Source organism: Acaryochloris marina S15 (assembly GCF_018336915.1).
GTDB classification, from domain to species: Bacteria; Cyanobacteriota; Cyanobacteriia; order Thermosynechococcales; family Thermosynechococcaceae; genus Acaryochloris; species Acaryochloris marina_A.
In genome coordinates, this window is record NZ_CP064923.1 from 1,542,666 (window position 1) to 1,565,164 (window position 22,499).

A 22,499-nucleotide genomic window follows, 5' to 3' on the forward strand; every position below is an offset into this window, starting at 1 on the left:
ACCGTTAAGTAAAAATCAGACTTTCTGCCGTTTCTAGATATTTTTCAGTCAAAGCAGACGCAGTTGCTTGGCGCATCATACCAATAGCGCTACGAAACTGCCCGACTATGCTGCATCCGTAGAGCCAGAATATGCTCGCAGGGGCCTTTGAAGAGCTTATTTTGCTGATGCCAATTGCAAGTACATTCGCCGTGAACCATTCGCTCATCCCGATCAATGGCCACAATCGGCTGCAATGTCTTATCCCCATGCTGAACCGTGCCTTGTAACAGCAGGGTACCCTTCCCATCCACCGAAGACTGACTAACCCGCACCGCATTTTGATCCAAGAATCGCGTGGCTTGGGCTTCCCGTTCATTGCTAAAGCGCAGCTTATCCATGGGGAGCGGATCGCGGGAGAGTTCTCGCACTCGGTAGACCTGCTTGTTGAGATCATAAATGGCTCGTCCTGCTTGGGTATAGGCACTCAGTGCCCCTAACACCACGGACTGATCCAGCCCTAAACGCCTAGCCAGATCAGCCGGCGACTCCACCCAATTCTGTTTCAAGGCTTCAAATACCTGGCGCTTTGTCCAATCATCCACCTGGGCACGGGGGGCCATTAGGTCAAAATTTCCTGCTCGTGACCAATCATTGGCGGTCCATCCCGATAGACCTAACGTAAAGGACATATCGTTGAGGTCTGCCACGTAGAACGAGGGCAGTCCTGTACCCAACAAATGCACCGTAAACTTACGGGCGACTGGAATCAGACGTTCTAAAATCATTAATCGTCGTCGTCCCCAAACTCGTACCATTTCTGGTTTATGCCCCTGATAAATAGAGCGGGCACAAACAATTTCTTGGTCCCAGGGTTCTAGAACCATCCGAATCGGTTCTCCAGGAGTGAGGTGATAGCGGAGGCTGCGAGGGCCATGCTTTTCCCGGCGTCGGCGGAGGGCAAAGCAGAGGTTGTAAATATCCATCGGATGCAGGTCGAATTGGATGGCTGGCAGGGCCATGGCCGAACTGACTTGTAAAAAGCCTCGCACCCAAGTGTCGGGCAAATCAATTTTGACTTCTTTGTAGGCAGCCGTTCCCGTCGTTTCCACCTCAAAGCCAGAGGGATCGACTTCTAAAAGGGTTTGCCGGTAGCTGCGAATTTTTTGAAATTCGTCGTACAGGGTTGCTGAGTAGTCGACATTGGTGGTGCCACAGGCAAAGTCATTGACCTGATCAAAAACGTTATAGCTGGCACCCAAGCGGCCATAACTGGACTCATCCTGGCTAAAACACTCAAAGAAAACCTCATCCGGATGAACCGTAATCACTGGGTCGAGGACAAACCAGGCATCATAATCTTTGCGATAGAGATAGTTAAAATACTGTTGTCTAGCCTGATAAAACGGAGCTAACCGATTTGAACTACGGCGATGCAGGTCTGTGAGTTCAGCTTGAAAGGCTTCGAGTTTTTCGGTGACCTCTTGACGTTGAGCAGCCACCCGTTGCCAATCAATATCATCCCGCTGAGCCGCCCAGGCTTTATAAGCCGTTTTATCTTGAGGCTGAAATCGCAAGTCAGAAACCACTACATCATGGAGGGCGCTGATGGCTTCGCGAAAAGCAATATTTTGCTGCAACTGTCCTCGAAAATAGGTCGGTTCGCGGGTCAAGTCTGGGGAGAAGGACATTTGGGCTTGGTCGCCTTGTCCCGATACCTGGCTATTCCGTTTGTAGTTGTAGTTAAACTCCATGCAAACTCTCTCGACTTCAGGATTGACGGTTAAATACTTGAGGACAAGGCAGCAGGCTCTCGCACGGCGACGGGCTTTACCTGTAGAGGCACTGAGATCTGGGGATAGGCGCTGTGAATTTTTAATAAAATCTCCAATGCCCGAGCGCGATCGCAAATGGCAATCGTCACGGACTGGCGAGTCAGAATCTCGGCAATAATCTCTGCTGCGGTTAAGCTTTTGGTTGCTTCCGCTTCCAGGAAGGCATAGACCCGCTGCTTGGTCACCCGACCTCGATTTACTTGGGCTAACACCCGAGTAAAATACGGCGTTAGCTCTTGCAGTCGCTGGGGATTATCCACCACATAGGTCTGCAGGTATTGGGTGGCAAACAGCTGCATATCGGTAGCAGGATGCTCACTAAATTTGAGCAAATAACCTTCCCCATCTGCATCACGAAAACATCGACTGACCAGATCTCGCCCCAGTTGGCGAACCTGGGGAAGATTACTATCACAAATACTAATAACCACCGCAGGGGTCAGCTCATCGGGCTTCAGATCATCGCGAAACAGCTTAAATCCAAACTGGCGGGTATCTTCCCATGTGGACTCCAATACCCGGACGATATCCAGCAGATCCGATTCGCTCTGTCGTAACCGAGGCAAGATCGCTTCCAACATCTGCCATCCGGCTGTGCGTACAGACAGCATGTCATGGTGAGTGAATTGGGCAATATCAGCAGTGGGGAGGGTAGCAGACCAGGGATCGCAATGATGCTGCAACACATAACCCGCAATTTCCTGGGCTGCAGGAGAGTCTGATTCTAGGAGTTTGTGAACCTGCTCAGGAGTAATATTGTCCATCCATCCCGGTAGAGCCTGGCGCAGCAGTTCCGTTAAAAAGCGATGAATGCCTTCCGTTTCTTCTGGCCCTTGCAATACCTCCAGCAGAGGTTGGGCTAGATGCTGACTAAAGCTAAGTTGGGCAGCAGCTATGCGCTGAATCGCTGGACGGATCGCCAAACGCATTTCGGCAAGGGGATGAGCGATCAGGGTGAGCAATAGCCCTGTTTGCTCCATCAGAACGGTATCGGGTAATTGACTGAGCAGTCGTACCCCAACTACCCGCACGGAATCGAAGGGGGAATCAATCAGGGCATCAATCAGCCCCGGTGGGAGTTCTGTCACCGGAGTGGAATGGTTCAGCAGAATCCGCGCCCCAAAGGTCTGCATCTCAGCAGCGGGGTATCGCAAGATATCCAACACCACTTCCAACCCGAGGGTCCGCAGTTGAGCGCCAAAACTGAGAAAGAGGGTTTCGCTAATATCCGTGATCCAGTCCTCTGACGGGATGTTTTCGGGCTCCTGGTTTAAGAGAATGGCAATCACCTGACCCAAAATCGCCCGTGCCCTCGTATCTTCTAGCAAAGCTTTACTCAACAGTCGTCGAGTAAAGGCCCGCATATCGGCGGGTTTGCAGGTTACCAACTGGGCGATTAGCTGACTGTCGTTGAGAAACACATCTCGCTGAGCGGTAATCCAGGCTTGGGCTTGCTGGCGAGCGGGGGCATAGTTACAGGTTGCGATCGCAACCATCAATTCCCGATTCGGTTGGGAGGCATCATAACGGGCCTGGGCTATTTCAAATCCCAACTGAGCCGTAATTTCATAGGGGCGCTCCAGCAGAAGAATCACGCTCTCCAAGGGTAGGCTCTCCAGGAAGGACCGACTAGCCCGAATGGCTTTAACCGCAAACTCATGCACCGGTTGGCAGCCGCTTTCCGACAATAAACGCAGCAAAGCGACCGGCTGTTGGTCCCACAAATGGGGAAAGGCCTCTTCCCGTTCAGGGGGAGCTGGATCACCCGGCTTATAGGAGGACTGACAGCGCCAGGCTTTATTCGCAGGCTTAAGAACATAGCGAGGGCTCTGTTCATAGAGGACATGGTTAAAGGCGAGATACCCGGCAAAGAGATCCCAGTTAACGCGGCCCGTTTCCACCCGGCTATAGCTATTGCGCCAATCCCAGTGATAGAAAACCGACTCCCGAACCGACCCGGCATCCTCATCGGCATATTGCAATAACAGATCAACCGCAAACGTGACATAGCTTGAGTCTCCAGCCTGACCCAGCTTACGTAAAGTCCGCCAAACCCTCCGCCGCAGGTAGTCTCGGGTCTTGTCGCTAAAGGCTAACCGAGTGTCTGGACGTCGCTGTTCTGTCGTGATCGGATTATCAGTGGTCCGCTCATAGCGTCCGGTGCGGGAATTATAGGTATATCCGGCATAGAGGTATTCCCCATCCGGCAGTCGCACACCATAGCCTTGGTTACGATATAGCGCTTTTTCTTGCTCAAACCGATAGGCCAGCAGGCCAAAGACTTCGGTATCCTGCCGATATTCAGCCATTTTGAAAATATGCCGCAGTCGCTGGAAGTAGCTGGGGCGCAGGGGTGCTGTTTGAATTACCTCAAGCACAGCGGGTCGAGTCACCTCACTATCGATCTGATACAGCAGATCGAGCACGGCCAAGGTCTGGGGAGAGGCATTCGGATCTAAGGTACTTTTGAGGGTTTGCGTCAAAGCGCTGGCTGGACCTTGTCGAGTCAAGGTTCGCAAATCCGGTGGTAACTGCACCATTAGCTCTTGCCGCAGGGCATCTCGTTGGGCCGCAGTTCCTAGTTTGAACAGCGCTTCTAGGGTAATACGCTGCACAAACTCTGCCCCAGGCTGACGGTAACGCTGTTCTAAGGCGGTATAGGTGCTTTGATCGCCACATTGACCTAGGGCCCAGGCGATACAGTAATTTCTCAGATCTTCTTGTCCCCAAAGTTGCAGCAACAAAGGAGCCGCAGCCTGAATTTTTAATTCCCCTGCTCGCCAGATCACCCGATTCAGGGGCCACTCCTTAGCCACAGGGCGAGTTGCTGCAGGAGATTGAAGGGCTGCTGCTAAGCGATTTAAGATAGCTTGCGATCGCACATTCGGATCAATCGGTGTCTCGACTGGGGCAGGTGTTGGGGAAGCCGTCGTTTCAGGTGGATTAGCTTCTCCCGTACTAACCCGATAGCCTTTCCGCAGCTTGGCATTGATCAGCCGGTCAAAAATACGCTGGGCCATTTCTAAAGGCACTGCAGAAACCGTTTCTGAACCTTCCTTTAAAGCAGTGCCTTGGCGACCATAGCGAAAATTGACCACATAAGCGCCCTCACTCACCTGGCACAGATCCACCTCATACACTTTTTCAGTGCGACCCGCTTGATAAACCAGGGTGGTTCGCTGAATCAGTTGCATGCAAATATTCCTATCGATTCAATCAACAAGGGGAGAGGAAGCAAAAGGCTTGTTGATAGTATTTATGTACTAATTCTATGTCACCTTTATCCCAACAGCAAGTCCATCCTTCCAGGACATAGCCCGTCAGGGGCCAGATGCAGAAATCATCCCCCTAGGTTTCCCACCGTCACGCTCTAGTCTTGCTTTTTAACCGATCAATCTAGGATTCTTGGGCAAACTCTTCTGGATCCGTATCCCAATTCACCCAGCGAATGGCTTCTCGGGCCGACTGAATACTAGGGGGTACCCGAGTGGCGTGAATATAGCCGGTACTGGGGCAGGTCATTTTCAATAAATAAATCGGTTCCACATCAATCGCGGGGGCAATGCGCAACAGGGTATATTCTCGCCACGTATTGAGGGCTTCGGCCTGCAGTTCCTGACACAGGCGGTCATAGCCAATGCCCTGAATCAACACCCGCCGCAGTTCGGCATTCTGTTCATGGATTAGCCAATCTGCCTTCCAGATATGGGGATGGACAGTTCCGTATCGCTCAGGAATTTGAACCCCATGAAATTGATAGCTGCGATAGCCATCTGCAAACTGGAGGGCTTCCCCTCCTTCGTAGTGAAAGCGTCCTTCTGGGTCTGCATGGCACTTTAAGGGCCGATCAAACACCACACAAGTTTGCTCAAAGGGAAGGATTAAACCGCAATGGGTCGATAGGGATCGCAACTGGGTCCACGCTTCTAGATCATGATCGCAGTCTAAGACCTCAATGCAATAGTCTAAAAGAGCAGGATGTAAGACTTCAGAGGTTTGGGTCAAGGCTTGCCAGCCAATACCCACTAGCCCCATAGTTGTCAGCATTTGTTGCATCCCCTGTTCCCAGGCCTGCACCTCTGGCTGTTGACGAAGCGGGTGGATCAAGGCATCTTCTAAGGCTTGCCCCACAGGCTCTCCCCATTGCCACAGGGTTTCTCCCACCTGTACCAACAAGTCTCCTCCAGGCTGGCTTTGAATCACCTGCCGCCATTCCGTTTGTTGCTGTTGCCACAGCTGGTCCCAAAGACTGGGTGACCACTCTCCCCAAGGGACAGTGTCTTCTTCTACATTCTGAGTGTTCCAAGCAAACAGCTCGGCCAAGGGAGTCCAAGTAATCAGGTTCAAATTGTGAGATAGGGTCGCTAATTCGGCAACCTTTAATCGCTCACTCATCTCTAACAGCAATTCCACCCTGAGCTGAGACCGAATTTGATGACTAAGCTGCCGGGCTAAAGGCAGGGTCAACAAAGGTACCCCCCACTGGTTGAGCAGTTGATCGATCCGGCGCTCTTGTAGGTAAGCTTGGGCCTCTAAAGGACCTGAAAAACATAGAATTTCAGGTTGTTGCTTCCCCATCAGAGCGTAACTTCGCTGGATGGTTTGCGTTACTTGTTGGGCTTCAATAGGGGTTGTATTGCAAGTAACTGCTAGCCAACGCTGGAAGAACTCCTCAATTTGCGCATCTTGAACTGGCGTTAAGGTCTCAATCGGCCACATAATGCCAACCTTCTGGCTCATATTCCCGTTGAATACGAACCTGCCAAGTTCCCTGAGGAATGGCGAGGGCATTGTGTTCTTCGTGGATTAGGGTGGCTTCGGGAGAAAGAACCCGTAAGTAAAGGGTGCCGTCCTTTTCGTACAGCTCGGCTTGTCCTTCACTAATACGATGGCTATGCCCCGTCACTTCACCTTCCGCCAACGTTAAATGAGAAAGTTGACGACCTAAGCTGGGCGTCGTTTTGGACAAAGGTCTGAGGATTACATCACCTTGACGAATGGGTTGCATCTTTGTCATCTCTCTAATGTCTCCTCCATTGTGGCACATGCATTTAAGACATCTTCCCAGCCCCCCTTCTCTATAATGGAGGTCGAGAAATTCCTAGGCTTTGACATTATTCTCTCAAATCGAAAATTGGCATCCATCATAGAACGGATGCCTGCTGGGGAAATAGTGGTTTGGGGGCAGTTGGCGATGTGCCTTTTTCCCAGAGTTAAGCGGTCAACACTTTATTAAAACCAAAAAGCTGAGCTTCTAGTTCTGCACGCACTAGAGGAGAAACATAGCAGTCCCCATACAAACACTCCACTAGGGTTTGTAACATCCCAAAATAGTCTTTGAGTTTTCCTTGGGTATTTAGGTCACTAAACCATTGAGGTTGGAACCCACGATATTTCACCATCACAGCCTGCAGGGCTGCTTGCCATTGCTGTCCCTGCTGTTGGTACCAAGCCTGTAAGGTTTCTGCATCCGCTGATTCTTCCGGTAGCTGGTCTTTCAGATCTTGCAGCGATTGCCATAGTTGTGGATCAGCACAAATACTTTCATCAATCGCTAAGAAAGTGGGCAGAAAGGTAAACGCGGGTAGATCCTGTGTTCCTTGACGCTGCATAGCCCTAACCGTTAAGAACAAGGCATAGTCAATGGCTAGATCAGTCGGTAAATTTTGGGTGAAGTTCGGGGCGATACAATTAGCCAAACCTGGATCATCTCGCAGGATAAGGCTGATATAAAAGGCCGTAATCGGTAAGGGTTGATCTGTTGCCTGCAGTGTACTGACTTTCGTTTGCACAGCCCCCAAAAAGTTTTGTACTTCAGGCTGAGAACTGGGTATGTCATTGACAGTTGCTAGCAACTGCTGGACAAACGTGTTGGCATTCGGCAGCAAGCTCGCCGTCAGTAAAATCACTTCTCGCCACCGAGAATCGGTGATCTGAGTCGCGAGCTGACTCAGAGATTCATCGATTGTTTCAGGAGTGGCAATAATTTTCCGAGCCGTTAAATATTCCTGAAAGGTGAGATGAGAAAAGGAATAAACTTCCTTGGCCCGCTGAACTAAAAGGCCCGACTGCAGCTCAATACTCTTGAGAATGGCTGCACTGCGAGACCAAAGGGTCTCAAAATCTTGGGGCTCTGGGGCAATGGATTGGAGATAGTCGGCAATCAGGTTGAGGACTTGGCGTTGCTCAAAGTAATAATTACCCTCGGCAAACGTCGTGGCGGCAATCTGACAGAGTAATGTAATCGTTTCAGGTTTGGATAGGGAAAATTCATCCGCTTCCCGCTTAATGCCCCGAGCTTGATCCCATCGTTCGAGGAGGATTTCTAAACCGGCCTGATAGAGTTTGGCGCGCTTGGTCGGAAAAGCCATGCGCTGTTGAAAGATGGAACAAATCAACCCCAACAGCAGCGGTGAAGCCGTTAAATTCTGGAGGGCCTGATTTTCGGGCTGGCGCAGCTGCTCTAGAAATTGGGCGGCCTGGGTTAATCCTCCGGTTTTGGAGTTGCGGGCTGTGGCCACAAAATAGCGACGGGCAAACACTTCCACCTGACTTTTTTGAAAGTCTGCCAATTCAATATAGTTAAAGCCTTGAAAATGGTAATGCTGAGCCTCGATCCGGCAGGTAATTAAGATTTGATTTTGGTAATACTCTTCCGAAAACTGCTGGATTTGGGTCAAGATACTTTGGTTGAGGGAAGCCGGGACTTCATCCAAGCCATCCAAGAGTAAAAGCACTCGTCCTCGGTCTAATAAGCCCTTGACTTGCTTAATATCTAGACCACACCGCTGCCAGAGTTGGTGTAGATAAGTCAATAAACTGCTATCTGTGGCATCTTGCGTTTGGGTCGCAAAGGTTCGCAAAGACAGAAAAACAGGAATACATTCAGGTTTATAGCGACCTTCATTACATTCCAAAGCCATATGGCGCAGAAATGTGGTTTTTCCAGCCCCTGGTTTACCTAGAATCACTACCTTGTCCTGGTTTTGCAGGATATCGATGCTAGTCAGGGTAGAGCCGTAAAGGGGAACCTCTTCTTCATTACTGGAGGATTGCCGTTGCTGGAGGTCAGACACTTCTAGCCATTGTTGATGGCTGAGATTAGAAAGGAAGTTGACCCCCGTATAGACTTGGTTCAGTTGGACGGGCTGGGTGATATCCAGAGAGGATTGTAATGCACCACACTGGGCTTGGATTTGGCCTCGCAGTTGCGATCGCACTTTCTGTACCCAGGTATCCGCTTCTAAATCCGTCTGTTCTTCCGAGACCGTCGCATTGGGAATCGGGAACTGAGGCAAAATCGCGATTTCTTGCCACTCCAAATCGAGCTGAAAGCACAGATCAATAAAGATATGCCGTTCAATCGGGCGGCCAGTGAAAAACTTCCAGACAGACTGTCGGGTTTCCAAGCCAACTTGCTCAGCCAAATAGGCTTGAGTCCAGCCTGTTCGCTGAAACGCTTGTTTTGCTATAACTTGACCCCGTTCCGAGGCATTGAGCGATCGCTTTGCCATCGATATCTCTGCCTATTTTTTATCTATTACAACAATGCCCACGAGAGTGGGCTGAGGAGACACACTGAATTCTAATTACCCACAGTTCAGATGAAAATGTCTAATATTTTCGCCAACACTGTTAACTGAACGCATCTTCCGTGATGCAAACGCAACACGGGATTCAGTTAAATCGTCGACTCGACCACTTCCAACTCTTGATAAAGGGCTGACCCCTCCGGTGTCAATACATTCTCAACATCAGGAATTTGATTTAACAGCGAGATTTCATCGTTACAGGCTTCTTTGAGAATTTGTAGACAACAATCTCGGCGAGCGCCAGGTTCTAATTTTGAAAGCATCTGAATCGCAAGATTAAGCTTAGGGATAGACTTTTCTAAGTCTTGTTGCAATTGCTCAATCACATTATCTTTGCCTTCCGTATTCTCCTGGATCTTAGAAATTCTTTCCTGTAAATCTTCTGCCCGTTCCCGTTCACGCTTATATTTACTTTGAACGATTTCTCGCTTAGCCAAACGTGTATTGACTGCTTCCAATAGTTCAGCTCTGGAAAAGGGCTTCGTAAGATAATCATCTGCGCCAGAGGTCATCCCTTGGCGAATCTCTGTCTTATCGGCCATTGCCGTCAAGAAAATAAAGGGAATCATGGCTGTATCTGAGTTTTCACTCAGGGTTTCTAGCACTTCATAGCCGTTGAGTTCCGGCATCATCACATCACAAATGATCAGTTCCGGTAGATGCTCCTGAGCCCAAAGTGCCCCTAAAAAACCATTTTCGGCAGTTACTACGTCATGCTCTTCAGCATCCAGAAGCTCAGCGATATTGGCTCTCACCAACTCTTCGTCTTCGATTACTAAGATCTTAGCCATCTTGCTCTACCCTTTGGTTAATTGGAAGTCGCACAGTAAAGGTTGTGCCTACCTTTTCTTGACTGGTGAGCGAGATTTCGCCCCCATGCAAGTCAACGGAACGTTTGACGATGGCCAAACCTAATCCTGTCCCCGAAATATTGCCAACATTGCTGGCTCGATTAAAGGAATTAAAAACGCGATCGCATTCCGATTGCGGAATACCTAAGCCATGATCTTGAACCTTGAAAATGGCGTAATCATTTTCAAATACCAAATCAAAATCTACTGTTCCCCCCTGAGGAGAGTATTTGATCGCATTGGAAAGTAAATTGGTGAAAATATGCCGCAGCAATTTCTCATCCATTCGAGTCTCTGCCGGTTGATCTTGAAAACTGCAAACAATCTCATGGGTATTGGTGGTAATTTGCAGCTCCTCCGACAGCCCCGTACAAAACTCCGTGAGCGGCATTGGAATCGGCTTAAAGGCCAGGTTGCCAGATTCTGCTTTCCCCAGCAAGAGCACATCATTTAGCAAGCCCGTCATATGGTCAACAGACTGCTGGATTTGATGCAAATGCTTGAGCTTACGAGTGTCATCCCATTTATGGCCGTAGTGCTCTAGCAATTCTGCAGAGGACAGAATCGTTGCTAAGGGCGTTCTAAATTCATGGGATGTCATGGCCACAAATCGAGATTTCAGTTCGTTGAGTTCTCGCTCTTTGTTGAGGGCAGTGCGAATATCTTCCTCATAGAGTTTTCGCTCAGTGATGTCACGAATGACGGCCATCACTTCATTCTCAGCACTCACCGCAATCCGAGCCTCAAACATAAGAGGATTGGCATCATGGTCGAGCTGATATTCAAACAGCTGCATCTCGTGACTCTCTAAGGCATTTTTGATGCAGTCCATAAAGGACGTTGCTGTCTCTTGAGGGAAAACCTGGTCCAGAGGTTTCCCTAAGAATTCTTCCGTCGGTAGAGGCAGGGTTGTGTTAGGAGAATCCTTATAGTTGACAAAAATGCCGTCTGCACTAAATCGGAACATCCAGTCGGGCATCGCATTAATCAAGGCCCGATTGGTCGCCACACTAGATTGCAAAGCTGCTTCGGCCCGTTCGCGTTCAACAATTTCGCTGCGCAATTGTTCATTGCTTTGTTTGAGTTCTGCAGTTCGCTGATGCACGCGTACCTCCAATTCGCTATGCGCTTGCTGTAAAGCTGCTTCCACCTGTTTACGATCGCTAATATCACGACCTTCAAAAATAAGTAATACGACCTCACCAAGTTCATCACGAACAGGCTTCAAGGAAAAGTCAATGGTGGCAACAATATCTCTTGCCCCTAATACCTCCACTTCATAACGGATAAATTGGCCCCGAGCAGCTTCCAAGACCGCTGCTTTCAGTCTTCGTTGGGTGTCTGTGGTGGTTGTCCACCATCGAGCTAGCCACACTGGACGTTTAATCACGTCTTCCAATTGAAGACCACCAAAATCTAAGGCCGTTTGATTCGCTTCTAGCAAGGTGCCATCGGGCTTGAGCAGTCCAGAGAACTGAAAGGTTTGATTAAAAATGGCTCGGAACCGCCGCTCACTATCCTGAAGGGCTGCTTCAGTGCGTTTCCGCTCTGTAATGTCAACGATATAGCTCCGAATTAAATCGCTTTCCGCAATGAAGTGAACCGATTGTTCAAAGACTTGATCGCCAATGATGACTTCCCGCACGAAAAATTTTTCGTTGTCATTGCAAATCAAGGCAACCAGCCCTGTCAATATGGGGTGCTCAGCTTGTTCCTCTCGTAGATTAGGGAATTGGGCCTGAGCAGCCGGATTCAAGTAGGTGATTCGGCCCGTCAGATTGATCTCAATAATGGGGTTTGAGAAGAGTTCAGGAAAAGATGCTAAACGGACAATGGCTGCTTCGTTGGAACTAGTTAGCATCTCATCCGCTGTCGTCAGCGTTTGCATCGGATTATGAAGATTGGACAGAAAGCCTGTCACGTCTTCAGAGGAGCAAGATTCTAAATAGTGGACATCTGCAATGTTATTGGTCATGTAATATCTGGCCCGCACATCATGGCCAAAAATGACTTCATCCCCATGCTTCAAATCATGGGACGTACAGGCTTGTCCATTTACACTCAGACCATTCTTGCTGCGTTTGCCCTGGAGATTGCCATCAATCAAGCGAAACATATGGCTGTCTGTATCTGGCATAGTCACCCGCATCAGCAGGGCATGTTGCCGAGAGGCCGATGGGGAATGAATGGCAATGGAATTACTAAGATCTCGACCGATCGAACAAGTTGAATCCATTAAGGGAATCGTTCGCTTTCCCTGTTCATCTTCAACCACTAAAAAGTGCTGAACCTTTGTAGAAGAACTTGTCAAAACCATTGAATTAAATTCACGTTGAACGCACTCTCATTTCTAATATGCCCATCACCCAGACGAAGTAAACCCCAGGAAAATTATTCCTGTAATTCATATAATTTAATTCAGAAAAAATTTTCTATATTTTAAATAATACTATTTATTTTTTTAGGTATGAGCCAATAAAAATCATTGTATATTTAGAATCGAAAATTATATATTTGCTGCAAATTTAGACTGCCATAAAATATAGGCAACTTAAATAAAAAACTGCTAAATCTAGATTAAAATCAGTCTTGTAAGTTTCTGGGTGTCACAAGAATTATTCTTTAAATCTATACTATGTATATCTTTTCGGTTGGAATTTATTGTTAAGGAAGGCAAGGCTCAAATTGTCAGCATTAGAAAAAGATGGGTTATCTTAAAAGATATATTTCACAAAATAATTTATTAGTTAATAAGAGAAATAGTCAAAAATCTACTCGAATCAATGCTAGAAATAAATCATAGAGCAAAGTATTTAACTCTTGAACAAGAAAACATTGTCTATTTAGACTAGCCACAAAGAATTTTTCACTAGCTGATGTCAGAGTCTAGTCAGTATATTCATCGCCAACAAAATAAAAACACAAAAACTTATACATTTACGATCTTAAAAGAAAAAGTCAATATATGGAGTTTATATTTGATTTTTATGCAAAAAAAAGATGGATGTAAGAATGGAAATGTGGATTCCTCTACTAGAGATCCGTCATCAATCATAAGTTGCCATCAGCACAGATATGAGCGATCAATCTCTAGCCTTCCTGAAGCGATAGATTCAAGGAACTCAATTTACTGGATGGTGTAAGATACACTTCCCACAAACAGATATTCATTTAGTGTGACGGATTGAGGTTTGCGATCGCATCCCCAATCCTGTCCATCTTGTAGAACTTAGGTGTGACTTTACATCCGCTCTAGCACTTCAATCCCCAGTAGGGATAGCCCCAGTTTCAGGGTACGGGCAGTCAGATCAGAAATCACCAGCCGGGACGTCCGAGCAGGTTCTTCAGCCTTGAGAACGGGGCACTGATCATAAAATTGATTAAACTTCTGGCTCAGCTCAAACAGATACTGGCAAAGTCGATTCGGCATAAGATCAGCAGCAACTTCGGCGATGACATCCTGCATTTGCAACAGATGCTTGACCAATGCCAACTCTGAAGGCTCTCCTAAGGTCAACGAAACATCACCTAATTGGGAAAAATCAATATTTCCTTTGCGGCTTATGCCCTGTACCCGAACATAGGCGTAGATCATATAGGGAGCAGTATTACCCTGCAGCGCCAACATTTTGTCATAGCTAAATACATAATTGCTGGTGCGATTCTGACTCAGATCCGCATATTTTACGGCTCCAAGTCCAATGACTTGGGCAACATTGGCAATAAAATCTGGGGCTTCAGTTCGTTCGTCCTCAGCCAATCTTGACTCAACATCAAGCTGGGCACGGTTAATAGCCTCATCCAACAGGCCTCGTAAACGAATCGTTTCACCCGAGCGAGTTTTTAGCTTTTTGCCATCTTCGCCCTGGACCATACCAAAGGGTAAATGGACTACCTGGACAGTATCAGGAATCCATCCTGTCCGAGTTGCAACTTGAAACACCTGAGCAAAGTGATTAATCTGCTCTGCACCGGTTACATAAATAATTCGTGTAGCTGACTCAGCGGTAATTCGGTGTCGCAAAGCGGCTAAATCCGTAGTGGCATAGTTAAACCCACCATCAGACTTTTGCACGATCAGCGGTTGAGGATCACCTTGTTTATTGGTAAATCCTTCTAGAAAAACGCATTTTGCCCCTTGATCAGTTTCCAGCAGACCTGCTGTAGCCAAATCTGTTAGTACTTCAGCTAAGAAGGGATTATAAAAAGACTCCCCTCGCTCCTCTAGCTCAATATCCAGATCTCGGTAAATCTTCTCAAATTCGCGGCGAGATTGATCACAAAGGAGCTGCCATGCTTGTTTCGCCTCAGGATCTCCCTGCTGTAATTTTACGACTGCCTGCCGGGACTGCACCTGAAATTTTTCATCCTCATCAAAGCGATGCTTAGATTTTTTATAAAAAGCAACTAAATCGCCTAAATCTAGAGCATCCGATGTCGTTAACGCTGCAGGATGAACCTCAGATAGGTAAGTAATCAACATGCCAAACTGCGTACCCCAATCCCCGACATGGTTAAGCCGCAGAACATCATTACCCTGAAATTCGAGAATTCGGGCAATACAGTCGCCGATGATCGTAGACCGCAAATGGCCCACATGCATTTCTTTGGCGATATTGGGACTGGAGAAATCAACCACCACTCGTTGCGGATCAGCAATAGGCTCGATTCCTAGACGAGGATCGGCCTGGATCTGCTGAAGTTGCTCAGCCAAAAAAGTGGGCTTGAGGGTTAAGTTGATAAAGCCTGGTCCAGCAATGGTGGGGATTTCGCACAGATCATCTACCTCCAGTTTCTGCAGAATCTGATCTGCGATCCCACGGGGGGATTGCCCCAAGGGCTTTGCCAAGGCTAAAGAGACATTAGATTGATAGTCACCAAACTTGGGATTGCTGGCCACACCAACAACCGGAACAGAAATGACCAACTCAGATCCAAAGGCAGCGTCTAACGCTCGATCGAATCGAGTCTCTAAGGTTTTTAGGATGGACTTCATGAGCTTAACTGCGTTTTTTCCTAGCGGCACGCTGTTCGCGCTCGCGTCGTCTGCGATCACGCCACTCTGAGACAGTCAGATAAACAATGCCACCAGAAACGATCACTAACACACCTAAAGCCACCAAGGCCAAGGTATTGGTAATTGAGAAGTCCACAATATTTAGCTAATTACGAATGGATTAACAAAGGCAAATTACATGCCGTGGCGACCCCATACCACCATGGCAATGGAGTAAGTGAAGAGAGTAAGAACTGAAACCCAACCCAAGGTCAAGATATCCATTATGCTGTTTGTGAACCAATGACGACGTTTAGCTATTCTATCCTGAAACCCCGCCACCACGGCAAGCATCTGTATCTCACCAGAACTTAAAGTTTTCATCCCCCAACCATGCCCGCAACTCTCTCCCAACAAATTCAGCAGTTCTATGACACCTCTTCAGGTTTGTGGGAGCAGGTTTGGGGCGAACATATGCACCATGGCTACTACGGCCCGACCGGCAAGCAAGCCAAACCTCGCCGCCAAGCCCAAATTGATCTGATCGAAGAATTACTTGCCTGGGGACAGGTTCAACAGCCTCAGCAGATTTTGGATGTGGGCTGTGGCATTGGTGGCAGCTCCCTGTACTTGGCCCAAAAATATAATGCCAACGTCACTGGAATTACCCTCAGCCCTGTCCAGGCCGATCGGGCTCAAGCCCGCGCTAGAGAAGCCGGGTTATCTTCCCAATCAGAATTTAGAGTGGCCGATGCCCAACAAATGCCCTTTCCTGAAGCGTCCTTTGATCTAGTTTGGTCCTTAGAAAGTGGCGAACATATGCCCGATAAGACTCAATTCTTGCAGGAATGCTGTCGAGTACTCAAACCAGGGGGAATCCTATTAGTCGCCACTTGGTGCCATCGCCCCACCCCACCAGCGTTAAGCTGGAGCGAACAGCGGCTGCTCGACGATATTTATCGCGTCTATTATCTGCCCTACGTCATTTCCTTGCCCGGCTATGCTGACATCGCTCAGACTCTGCCCTTATCAGGTCTACAAACCGCAGACTGGTCCACCGCCGTTGCCCCTTTCTGGAATGAGGTGATTACGTCTGCATTAGATCTGCAAGTCCTGATCGGCATCCTCAAAGCGGGACTGCAAACCTTGCAAGGGGCTCTGGCCCTCAGCTTTATGTCGCGAGGATATCGGCAAGGTCTGATTCGCTACGGACTATTGAAGGGAACGAAAACGTGACTTCCAGCGTTGACGCCAGCCCCATCAAACGGTGGCTGCAGGCCTTATGGAAGTTCTCGCGCCCCCATACCATTATCGGTACCAGCCTCAGTGTGATCGGCTTAGCTTTGATTGCTCTGTCCACCCAATATCAGGGCAGTGCTTTATTGACTGATCTCCCTGTTCCAGCAACAGTATTTTACCCACAGTTCTTACTTTGGCTCGGTGCTGCCCTCGTGCCGAGTTTGGGTGCTAATGTCTATATCGTGGGCCTCAATCAGCTCACCGATATCGATATTGATCGAATCAATAAACCTCAGTTACCTTTAGCCTCCGGCGAATTTTCCCCGCACCAAGGTCGATGGATTGTAGCGAGTGCTGGACTGTTAGCCCTAGGCTTCTCCTCGATACAAGGCTATCGATTACTCTGGACGGTTGGACTCAGTATGCTCATGGGCACGGTCTATTCCATTCCCCCCATTCGTCTCAAACGATTTCCTTTTTGGGCTGCCCTCTGCATTTTTGGTGTTCGGGGGGGAGTGGTTAATGTCGGCTTCTTTCTCCACTTTCGCCATTTGCTAGGAGGGAGCGGGGAAATTCCATTAAAAGTGTGGGTATTGACAGGGTTTGTGATTCTGTTTGCCTTTGCCATCGCAATCTTCAAAGACATCCCTGATCAAGAAGGGGACTTGAAGTTTGACATTCACACCTTAACTGTGCGACTCGGTAGCGAATCAGTCTTTAGACTGTCTTGCTGGGTTCTCAGTATGGCCTACCTAGGGATAGCCGGAATGGCCATCTGGGGATTACCCGAGACTCATCAAGGCTTATTGCTATCCACCCACCTGGGTATTCTCTTTCTGTTTTGGTACCGCAGCCAGCGAGTCAACCTCAAGCATCACCAGCAAGTAACCCAGTTCTACCAATGGATCTGGAAACTCTTTTTTCTGGAATATGTGATATTCCCTTTTGCTTGTCTGTGGCAATAATTACCTCAGATCCTGCAGCCTATAAGAATCTAGCAGCGCCCTTTCTTGCCTCGCTTGCCGTTAGGGAAAACGGTCAGCCAGTTGGTTTGTGCAAAAGATAATTGAGAATCCGTCAGCTTGGCACCCGACAAATCTGCTCCACAGAGATTAGCCCCCCGTAGGTTGGCATGGCTGAGATAGGCGTCGCTCAAATTAGCCCCTCGCAGATCCGCATTCGCCAAATCAGCATGGCTCATATAGGCCTGCATTAAATTAGCGTTGCGTAAGTTGGCCCCAGTAAAGTTGGCCCGACCAAAATTCGCATTGATCAGAATGGCATCTCGCAAATCCGTATTTTGGAACTTGCCTTCATGGAAGTTGGCACTGGGCAGTTGAAACTTACGAAGATTCAAATTGCGTAAATCTTGTCCGCTAAAGTCTCGCTGGCCCCGGCCATAGGCATGTTGGACTGCATTCGGCGTTAAGCGTGCTTTCTTTGGACCTCTTGAACTCAGGCTAGAAGAAGAGTCCAAACCTGTATAGCTTGAGCGAGGCGTCGACAGTTGCCCCGAAACTTTGGATAGAGCACCTGAAAGGGGAGATTGGGCGCGAGAGTTATACCGTCGAATTCCAGAGGCTGCCCGAGAGGAAGGTGAGTTGGAACGCGGTCTTGTGGGGGAATAGGATCGTGATGATGATGAAGAACGGAGCGGGGGCTGAGACACTGTGCCAGCCGAAGATCCCTGGGCATTCTTCGCTAGGGCTTGGAGTACTTCTTTTGCTGACCGATAGCGATCACGCAGCGAGACCTCCAACATCTTGCCCAGGATCTCTTGTAGTTCAGGACCAATCTGAACATGCTCCCGCCAACTCAATTCTCCCGATACAGGGTTATAGCTTAAGTCTTTGGGAGATTTACCGGTTAACAAGTAAATACAAGTCACACCCAGGCTATACACATCACTGGCATAGACAGGGCGCATGGCCATCTGTTCCGGTGGGGCAAAACCAGGGGTTCCTACAGCAAAAGAGGTGAGCGTACTGTTTTCGTCAGGGTTGGCAATTGCCGTTTGGCTCACTTGGTCTTTGACCGCACCAAAGTCAATCACAACCAGCTTGTCATCAATTTCCCGTCGAATGATGTTGGCAGGTTTAAGATCGCGATGAATCACTTCTACACTGTGCAAATGATCCATCAAGGGTAAGACTTCTGCCAGCACCTTATAAACCATATCTTCGTCAAAAGGCCCAGATCGACGAACCTCTTGCTGCAGTGTTGCCCCCTGAACATACTCCTGAACCAGAAAAAATTCTTGGCCCAGTTCGAAATAGTCCAATAGTCTCGGAAGTTGAGGGTGATTACCGATTTTACCCAGGGTTTCAGCTTCTCGCTGAAACAGTTCTCGGGACATTTCTAAAATATGGGGAGCAGTGACGACTGGACGCAGCTGCTTAATCACGCAGGTCGGCTTTCCGGGTAACCCTTCGTCTTCAGCCAGAAATGTTGTTGCAAACCCTCCTCGACCCAAAATTCGAGTCGAACGATAACGATCACGCAATACCAAGTTATTACCACAAGCCTGACAAACCATTTGCCGTGGTGCGTTACTGGGATTCGTACAAGCTGGATTTAAGCAATAGCTCATTCAGCGTCTCTCAGATGATTGTGAATCAGGTGTGCTTGTAGAAGGTGCAAACTCTCCTATAGTCATTCTGCCCGCTTTTGTTCCTTGTGGGAGCATGCCCTATTAATTCGATGAACAAGGTCAAGATAATAGCGATAGTTGTCAACACTAGGAATAGATAGTTTTTGATGCTGAAAGGTTTTTCCTACCCATGAAAGTTATAGAGCATACCCCTGCCTTGCTAGTCCTGCAAGAACGGCTACTTGGAATTCGACTCTTTGGGGGAGCTACTGCTCTATTAGGCTTCATGATTTTCATCATATTTGAATTTCCCTTTGATCTATTTGGCTGTTTCTGCATTGCGATCGCAGCCCTGATCAGCACATTGAGCCCACTAGAGATCTGCACCTTCGATAAATCGGGAAATGTAGTGGTCTTGGAAAAACGCCGCTGGTTCAGCTCTCAAATCCAACGACATTGCATGACCCAAATTGAAACCATTCATGTCGAAGAAAAAGCTTGGTTGGGCACAAATTTTTATCAAGTCAAGCTGAACTTTGTATCAGGTCACCGCTCCACCCTTACCCAGTTTGCAACCACAGACAGAGTTGCTCAGCATAGTCTGGCGGAACGAATCCGAGACTTTCTAGAAGTTGGATGCTTATCTACCATTTCCTAGGCGAGGACTAAGCAGTTTAGGGAAAGGATTAGGTTAAGAAAACTCCCCAGGTAGGATTCGAACCTACGACCAATCGATTAACAGTCGACCGCTCTACCACTGAGCTACTGAGGATAGCGAATCTCATACTAGCGATAAACGGATAACTTTGGCAAGGTTAATTTTCAGATTAAGAGTCTGAAGAGCTAGATGGCCGGTTGCGTAACCAGTCTTGGCCCACCCGAATTGTTAAATCCGAGCCCAAGTCGCCGGTAGAATTTGCTAGAAGTTGACTGTCTGCTAGCAATGCCTGTAGATATTCAGCAGATTCAAGATCTCCCCACTGGGGGATAATCTGGGTCTTGGCAATGGATTGAGGCCAATCATTATCGGCGTAATGGATATTGTAAAATCCCTGCTCCTGCAAGTACTTCACCATCGTAAAATCCCCATCCGGATCATCTGTTGCATTTTGGACCACAATTTTGATGTCTTTAAATTGTTCAGGATCCCTAGCTGCAATCTCATACCCATCTGGCGGAGAAACTTCAAAATAGGTTTGCATTACCCTATCCATTCCGGCTAGGTCCATTAGCCAAAAACTAAACTCATACTCTTCAGGACCACTAAAACGGCCCGGCAGCAACACCATTTGCAGTTTGTCGGAATTCACTTGCAGACCAAACTGCATCAAGGCCAGCATTTCGCCCACACTTAAATTAGAGTCAATATGTTTTTGCAGAACTGACAAAATTTGAGGAAGACGCGTCAGCATGGCAGGATTTGCCATTTTCTTCTGCAAGGCCTTCAGCAAAATCTGTTGCCGCTGGGCACGGCCAATATCCCCCAAGTTGTTATTGCGGAACCGCACAAACCCCTCTGCTTCAACGCCATCGAGTTTTTGCAGACCCGGTTCCAAATCAATCTTCAACTTCTGGGTTTTATCCTCGTACTGCATGGCAAATGGGACATAGACCTCAACCCCATCCACGACGTCTACGAGTTCCCGAAAAGCACCTGTACTCACTCGGACATAACGATCAATTTGGACATCGTTTAAGGTTGAACTAACGACTTCGGTGACCAAGTCGGGTCCACCCCACCAATTGGCAGAATTGATTTTGGTAATGCCAACATCAGGAATGGGGACACGAGTATCACGGGGAATCGATAAAATGCTGACTCGATCATTTCCTGGATTTAGTCGAACCAACAGCATGGTGTCGCTACGGCTTTTAAACGGATCCTGCTCTTCGCCTTCTTCAGGTTCTTCTAAATTGAGATCCACTCCCAAGACAATAATATTGACGGGACGCGAAACACCATAACGCAAGCCGCCCTGAAGCAGTTCCGGCAACGAAACGGGACCATCTTTGTCTCCTAGAAGACGGAAAGGAGTGACCAAGGCCAGGGTTGCACCCAAGCCAGCAGAGAGAGTCATCGCGAAGGAGAAAGTAACCCCCCAGGTGACCCATCTAAATAGCGTTCCGACTCGGCTAGCTCTTGCAGGTTTTTGGGTTTTTATTCTCTGTTGTTTGCGAGAAGATCGTGGTCCACTTGCAGCTCGATGCTTAGATTGGCGTTTCGTGGGAAATGCTCCTTTTTTTACGTTGGCACTCTTAAAGGTATTATCGGCCACGGTAATTTTGTGTGAAGGGTTAACAAAAGGCGACGGTTCTTGGCTTTCGACGGTTCCCTTTGCGCATAACGCTACGATTCTACACAATTAGGTTTGAATGGCAAGGGGATTGGTTATATTGACTGACAGTTTACCCAAATTCTTCTTAGAACTTAAGGTTATTAACTATGCAAGCCGTAATCATTGCTGGTGGAAAGGGAACAAGGCTATCACCTCTAACGTTACGTAGTCCTAAACCCATGCTGCCCCTTTTCGAGCGCCCTTTTCTCAGTTGGATGGTTGAGCGGTGTAAAGAAGTGGGTTTAACCGATATTTTGATGAATATTCGATATCAGGCCACTCAAATTCAGGACTATTTTGGGGATGGGCAAAGGTTTGGCGTTAAGATTCGCTACGTCATTGAGAAAGAAGCCCTAGACACAGCGGGCGCGATGAAGCTAGCAGAACCATACTATACGGGCGAACCGTTGGTGGTATTCAACGCGGATATTCTCACCGACTTGGATTTACGGGCTTTAATGCAAGCCCATGAACAGACCCAAGCTCAAGCCACTATCGCCTTGGCAAGAGTTGCAGATCCCACAGCATTTGGGTTGGTCGAACTGACAGATATCACTGCTAGGGAGCACTCATCCACAGGCACTATCCAATCCTTCCGAGAGAAACCCACTCCCGAGGAAGCTGCAATATTAGGCATTGATACGATCAACGCAGGAACCTATATCCTCAATCCCGAAATTTTTGCTCAGTATCCAGCCGATCAGCCCCTCAGTTTTGAACGCACGGTTTTTCCTAATCTTTTATCAGGCCAACAGAAAATCTCAGGTTTCGTCTGGGATGGCTATTGGATGGACCTGGGTACACCAGCCAAATTCTATGGGGCTCACTTAGATATTTTGCAGGGAAGGATGCCTTTTCCCTTACCCGAAACCATGCAAGAACGTCAGCCTCAAGTTTGGGTGGCTGCTAACGCTACCATCGATCCCCAAGCCAAACTGGCTGGACCCTGTTTTGTGGGTGAAAATGCGAAGCTTGGTCCCCAAGCCGATATCTCTAGCGGGGTGATTTTAGGAACCTGTGGGCTAGTCGATCGACCGTTATCCCCCGGCATCTATCCCCCTGGGACCGTTGCTGTATAGGT

Annotated in this window: 17 protein-coding genes and 1 tRNA gene; 5 read left to right on the forward strand and 13 right to left on the reverse strand. The window is 48.1% G+C overall.

The window, feature by feature from the left end; translation table 11 throughout:
• Window positions 1-89 precede the first annotated feature (89 nt).
• The 10 genes from I1H34_RS07810 to petN all read right to left on the reverse strand — a co-directional run bounded on the left by I1H34_RS07810 (window position 90) and on the right by petN (window position 15,538).
• Window positions 90-1,733, reverse strand: coding sequence for an SWIM zinc finger family protein (locus tag I1H34_RS07810; protein WP_212665103.1), 1,644 nt, complete (start codon window positions 1,731-1,733; stop codon window positions 90-92).
• Window positions 1,734-1,762: 29 nt separating this feature from the next.
• Window positions 1,763-5,008 carry a hypothetical protein gene (locus I1H34_RS07815; RefSeq protein ID WP_212665104.1) on the reverse strand — a complete coding sequence of 1,082 codons (3,246 nt, stop codon included), beginning with the start codon at window positions 5,006-5,008 and terminating at the stop codon, window positions 1,763-1,765.
• Window positions 5,009-5,210: 202 nt separating this feature from the next.
• A complete protein-coding gene (locus tag I1H34_RS07820; RefSeq protein ID WP_249369909.1) occupies window positions 5,211-6,554 on the reverse strand; it encodes a DUF6745 domain-containing protein in 1,344 nt (447 codons plus the stop codon).
• Window positions 6,520-6,822: a hypothetical protein gene (locus I1H34_RS07825; protein WP_315874872.1), complete on the reverse strand. Its 303-nt coding sequence runs from the start codon at window positions 6,820-6,822 to the stop codon at window positions 6,520-6,522. The genes I1H34_RS07820 and I1H34_RS07825 overlap by 35 nt, the downstream gene beginning before the upstream one ends.
• Before the next feature lie 205 nt (window positions 6,823-7,027).
• On the reverse strand, window positions 7,028-9,328 hold the full coding sequence (locus I1H34_RS07830) for an NACHT domain-containing protein (protein WP_212665106.1): 2,301 nt from the start codon (window positions 9,326-9,328) through the stop codon (window positions 7,028-7,030).
• 167 nt (window positions 9,329-9,495) lie between these two features.
• The gene (locus tag I1H34_RS07835) at window positions 9,496-10,197 is read right to left on the reverse strand and encodes a response regulator transcription factor (RefSeq protein WP_212665107.1); all 702 of its coding nucleotides are present in this window, start codon (window positions 10,195-10,197) and stop codon (window positions 9,496-9,498) included.
• A complete protein-coding gene (locus tag I1H34_RS07840) occupies window positions 10,190-12,574 on the reverse strand; it encodes an ATP-binding protein (RefSeq protein WP_212665108.1) in 2,385 nt (794 codons plus the stop codon). Before I1H34_RS07840 ends, I1H34_RS07835 begins: the two co-directional genes overlap by 8 nt.
• Before the next feature lie 924 nt (window positions 12,575-13,498).
• The gene (gene argS / locus I1H34_RS07845; RefSeq protein WP_212665109.1) at window positions 13,499-15,253 is read right to left on the reverse strand and encodes an arginine--tRNA ligase; all 1,755 of its coding nucleotides are present in this window, start codon (window positions 15,251-15,253) and stop codon (window positions 13,499-13,501) included.
• Between the two features lie 4 nt (window positions 15,254-15,257).
• Complete coding sequence (locus I1H34_RS07850) at window positions 15,258-15,410, reverse strand: hypothetical protein (RefSeq protein WP_212665110.1); 153 nt, start codon at window positions 15,408-15,410, stop codon at window positions 15,258-15,260.
• A gap of 38 nt (window positions 15,411-15,448) precedes the next feature.
• On the reverse strand, window positions 15,449-15,538 hold the full coding sequence (gene petN / locus I1H34_RS07855) for a cytochrome b6-f complex subunit PetN (protein ID WP_010472049.1): 90 nt from the start codon (window positions 15,536-15,538) through the stop codon (window positions 15,449-15,451).
• Window positions 15,539-15,646: 108 nt separating this feature from the next.
• Here petN and I1H34_RS07860 point away from each other — a divergent pair, with 108 nt between their 5' ends.
• Window positions 15,647-16,489, forward strand: coding sequence for a methyltransferase domain-containing protein (locus tag I1H34_RS07860; protein WP_212665111.1), 843 nt, complete (start codon window positions 15,647-15,649; stop codon window positions 16,487-16,489).
• Window positions 16,486-17,457, forward strand: coding sequence for a homogentisate phytyltransferase (locus tag I1H34_RS07865; RefSeq protein ID WP_212665112.1), 972 nt, complete (start codon window positions 16,486-16,488; stop codon window positions 17,455-17,457). The genes I1H34_RS07860 and I1H34_RS07865 overlap by 4 nt, the downstream gene beginning before the upstream one ends.
• A 29-nt stretch (window positions 17,458-17,486) precedes the next feature.
• Here I1H34_RS07865 and I1H34_RS07870 read toward each other — a convergent pair whose 3' ends face one another.
• Window positions 17,487-19,082, reverse strand: coding sequence for a serine/threonine-protein kinase (locus tag I1H34_RS07870; RefSeq protein WP_212665113.1), 1,596 nt, complete (start codon window positions 19,080-19,082; stop codon window positions 17,487-17,489).
• 190 nt (window positions 19,083-19,272) lie between these two features.
• Here I1H34_RS07870 and I1H34_RS07875 point away from each other — a divergent pair, with 190 nt between their 5' ends.
• Window positions 19,273-19,740, forward strand: a complete 468-nt coding sequence (locus I1H34_RS07875) for a hypothetical protein (RefSeq protein ID WP_212665114.1) — start codon at window positions 19,273-19,275, stop codon at window positions 19,738-19,740.
• 42 nt (window positions 19,741-19,782) lie between these two features.
• Here the strand turns inward: I1H34_RS07875 and I1H34_RS07880 are convergent.
• Window positions 19,783-19,854, reverse strand: a tRNA-Asn gene (locus I1H34_RS07880).
• A gap of 55 nt (window positions 19,855-19,909) precedes the next feature.
• Window positions 19,910-21,160 carry an LCP family protein gene (locus I1H34_RS07885; protein WP_212665115.1) on the reverse strand — a complete coding sequence of 417 codons (1,251 nt, stop codon included), beginning with the start codon at window positions 21,158-21,160 and terminating at the stop codon, window positions 19,910-19,912.
• A 25-nt stretch (window positions 21,161-21,185) separates the two neighbouring features.
• Here I1H34_RS07885 and I1H34_RS07890 point away from each other — a divergent pair, with 25 nt between their 5' ends.
• Together I1H34_RS07890 and I1H34_RS07895 are read left to right on the forward strand one after the other, a co-directional pair.
• A complete protein-coding gene (locus I1H34_RS07890) occupies window positions 21,186-21,449 on the forward strand; it encodes a hypothetical protein (RefSeq protein WP_212665116.1) in 264 nt (87 codons plus the stop codon).
• Between the two features lie 76 nt (window positions 21,450-21,525).
• Window positions 21,526-22,497, forward strand: a complete 972-nt coding sequence (locus I1H34_RS07895; RefSeq protein WP_212665117.1) for a sugar phosphate nucleotidyltransferase — start codon at window positions 21,526-21,528, stop codon at window positions 22,495-22,497.
• Window positions 22,498-22,499 lie beyond the last annotated feature (2 nt).

Bases quoted from the DNA above. Each gene is read 5' to 3' on its own strand.
- I1H34_RS07810 (WP_212665103.1), bottom strand. From the start codon at position 1,733: ATGGAGTTTAACTACAACTACAAACGGAATAGCCAGGTATCGGGACAA.
- I1H34_RS07815 (WP_212665104.1), bottom strand. From the start codon at position 5,008: ATGCAACTGATTCAGCGAACCACCCTGGTTTATCAAGCGGGTCGCACT.
- I1H34_RS07820 (WP_249369909.1), bottom strand. From the start codon at position 6,554: ATGAGCCAGAAGGTTGGCATTATGTGGCCGATTGAGACCTTAACGCCA.
- I1H34_RS07825 (WP_315874872.1), bottom strand. From the start codon at position 6,822: ATGCAACCCATTCGTCAAGGTGATGTAATCCTCAGACCTTTGTCCAAA.
- I1H34_RS07830 (WP_212665106.1), bottom strand. From the start codon at position 9,328: ATGGCAAAGCGATCGCTCAATGCCTCGGAACGGGGTCAAGTTATAGCA.
- I1H34_RS07835 (WP_212665107.1), bottom strand. From the start codon at position 10,197: ATGGCTAAGATCTTAGTAATCGAAGACGAAGAGTTGGTGAGAGCCAAT.
- I1H34_RS07840 (WP_212665108.1), bottom strand. From the start codon at position 12,574: ATGGTTTTGACAAGTTCTTCTACAAAGGTTCAGCACTTTTTAGTGGTT.
- argS (WP_212665109.1), bottom strand. From the start codon at position 15,253: ATGAAGTCCATCCTAAAAACCTTAGAGACTCGATTCGATCGAGCGTTA.
- petN (WP_010472049.1), bottom strand. From the start codon at position 15,538: ATGGATATCTTGACCTTGGGTTGGGTTTCAGTTCTTACTCTCTTCACT.
- I1H34_RS07860 (WP_212665111.1), top strand. From the start codon at position 15,647: ATGCCCGCAACTCTCTCCCAACAAATTCAGCAGTTCTATGACACCTCT.
- I1H34_RS07870 (WP_212665113.1), bottom strand. From the start codon at position 19,082: ATGAGCTATTGCTTAAATCCAGCTTGTACGAATCCCAGTAACGCACCA.
- I1H34_RS07875 (WP_212665114.1), top strand. From the start codon at position 19,273: ATGAAAGTTATAGAGCATACCCCTGCCTTGCTAGTCCTGCAAGAACGG.
- I1H34_RS07885 (WP_212665115.1), bottom strand. From the start codon at position 21,160: ATGACTCTCTCTGCTGGCTTGGGTGCAACCCTGGCCTTGGTCACTCCT.
- I1H34_RS07895 (WP_212665117.1), top strand. From the start codon at position 21,526: ATGCAAGCCGTAATCATTGCTGGTGGAAAGGGAACAAGGCTATCACCT.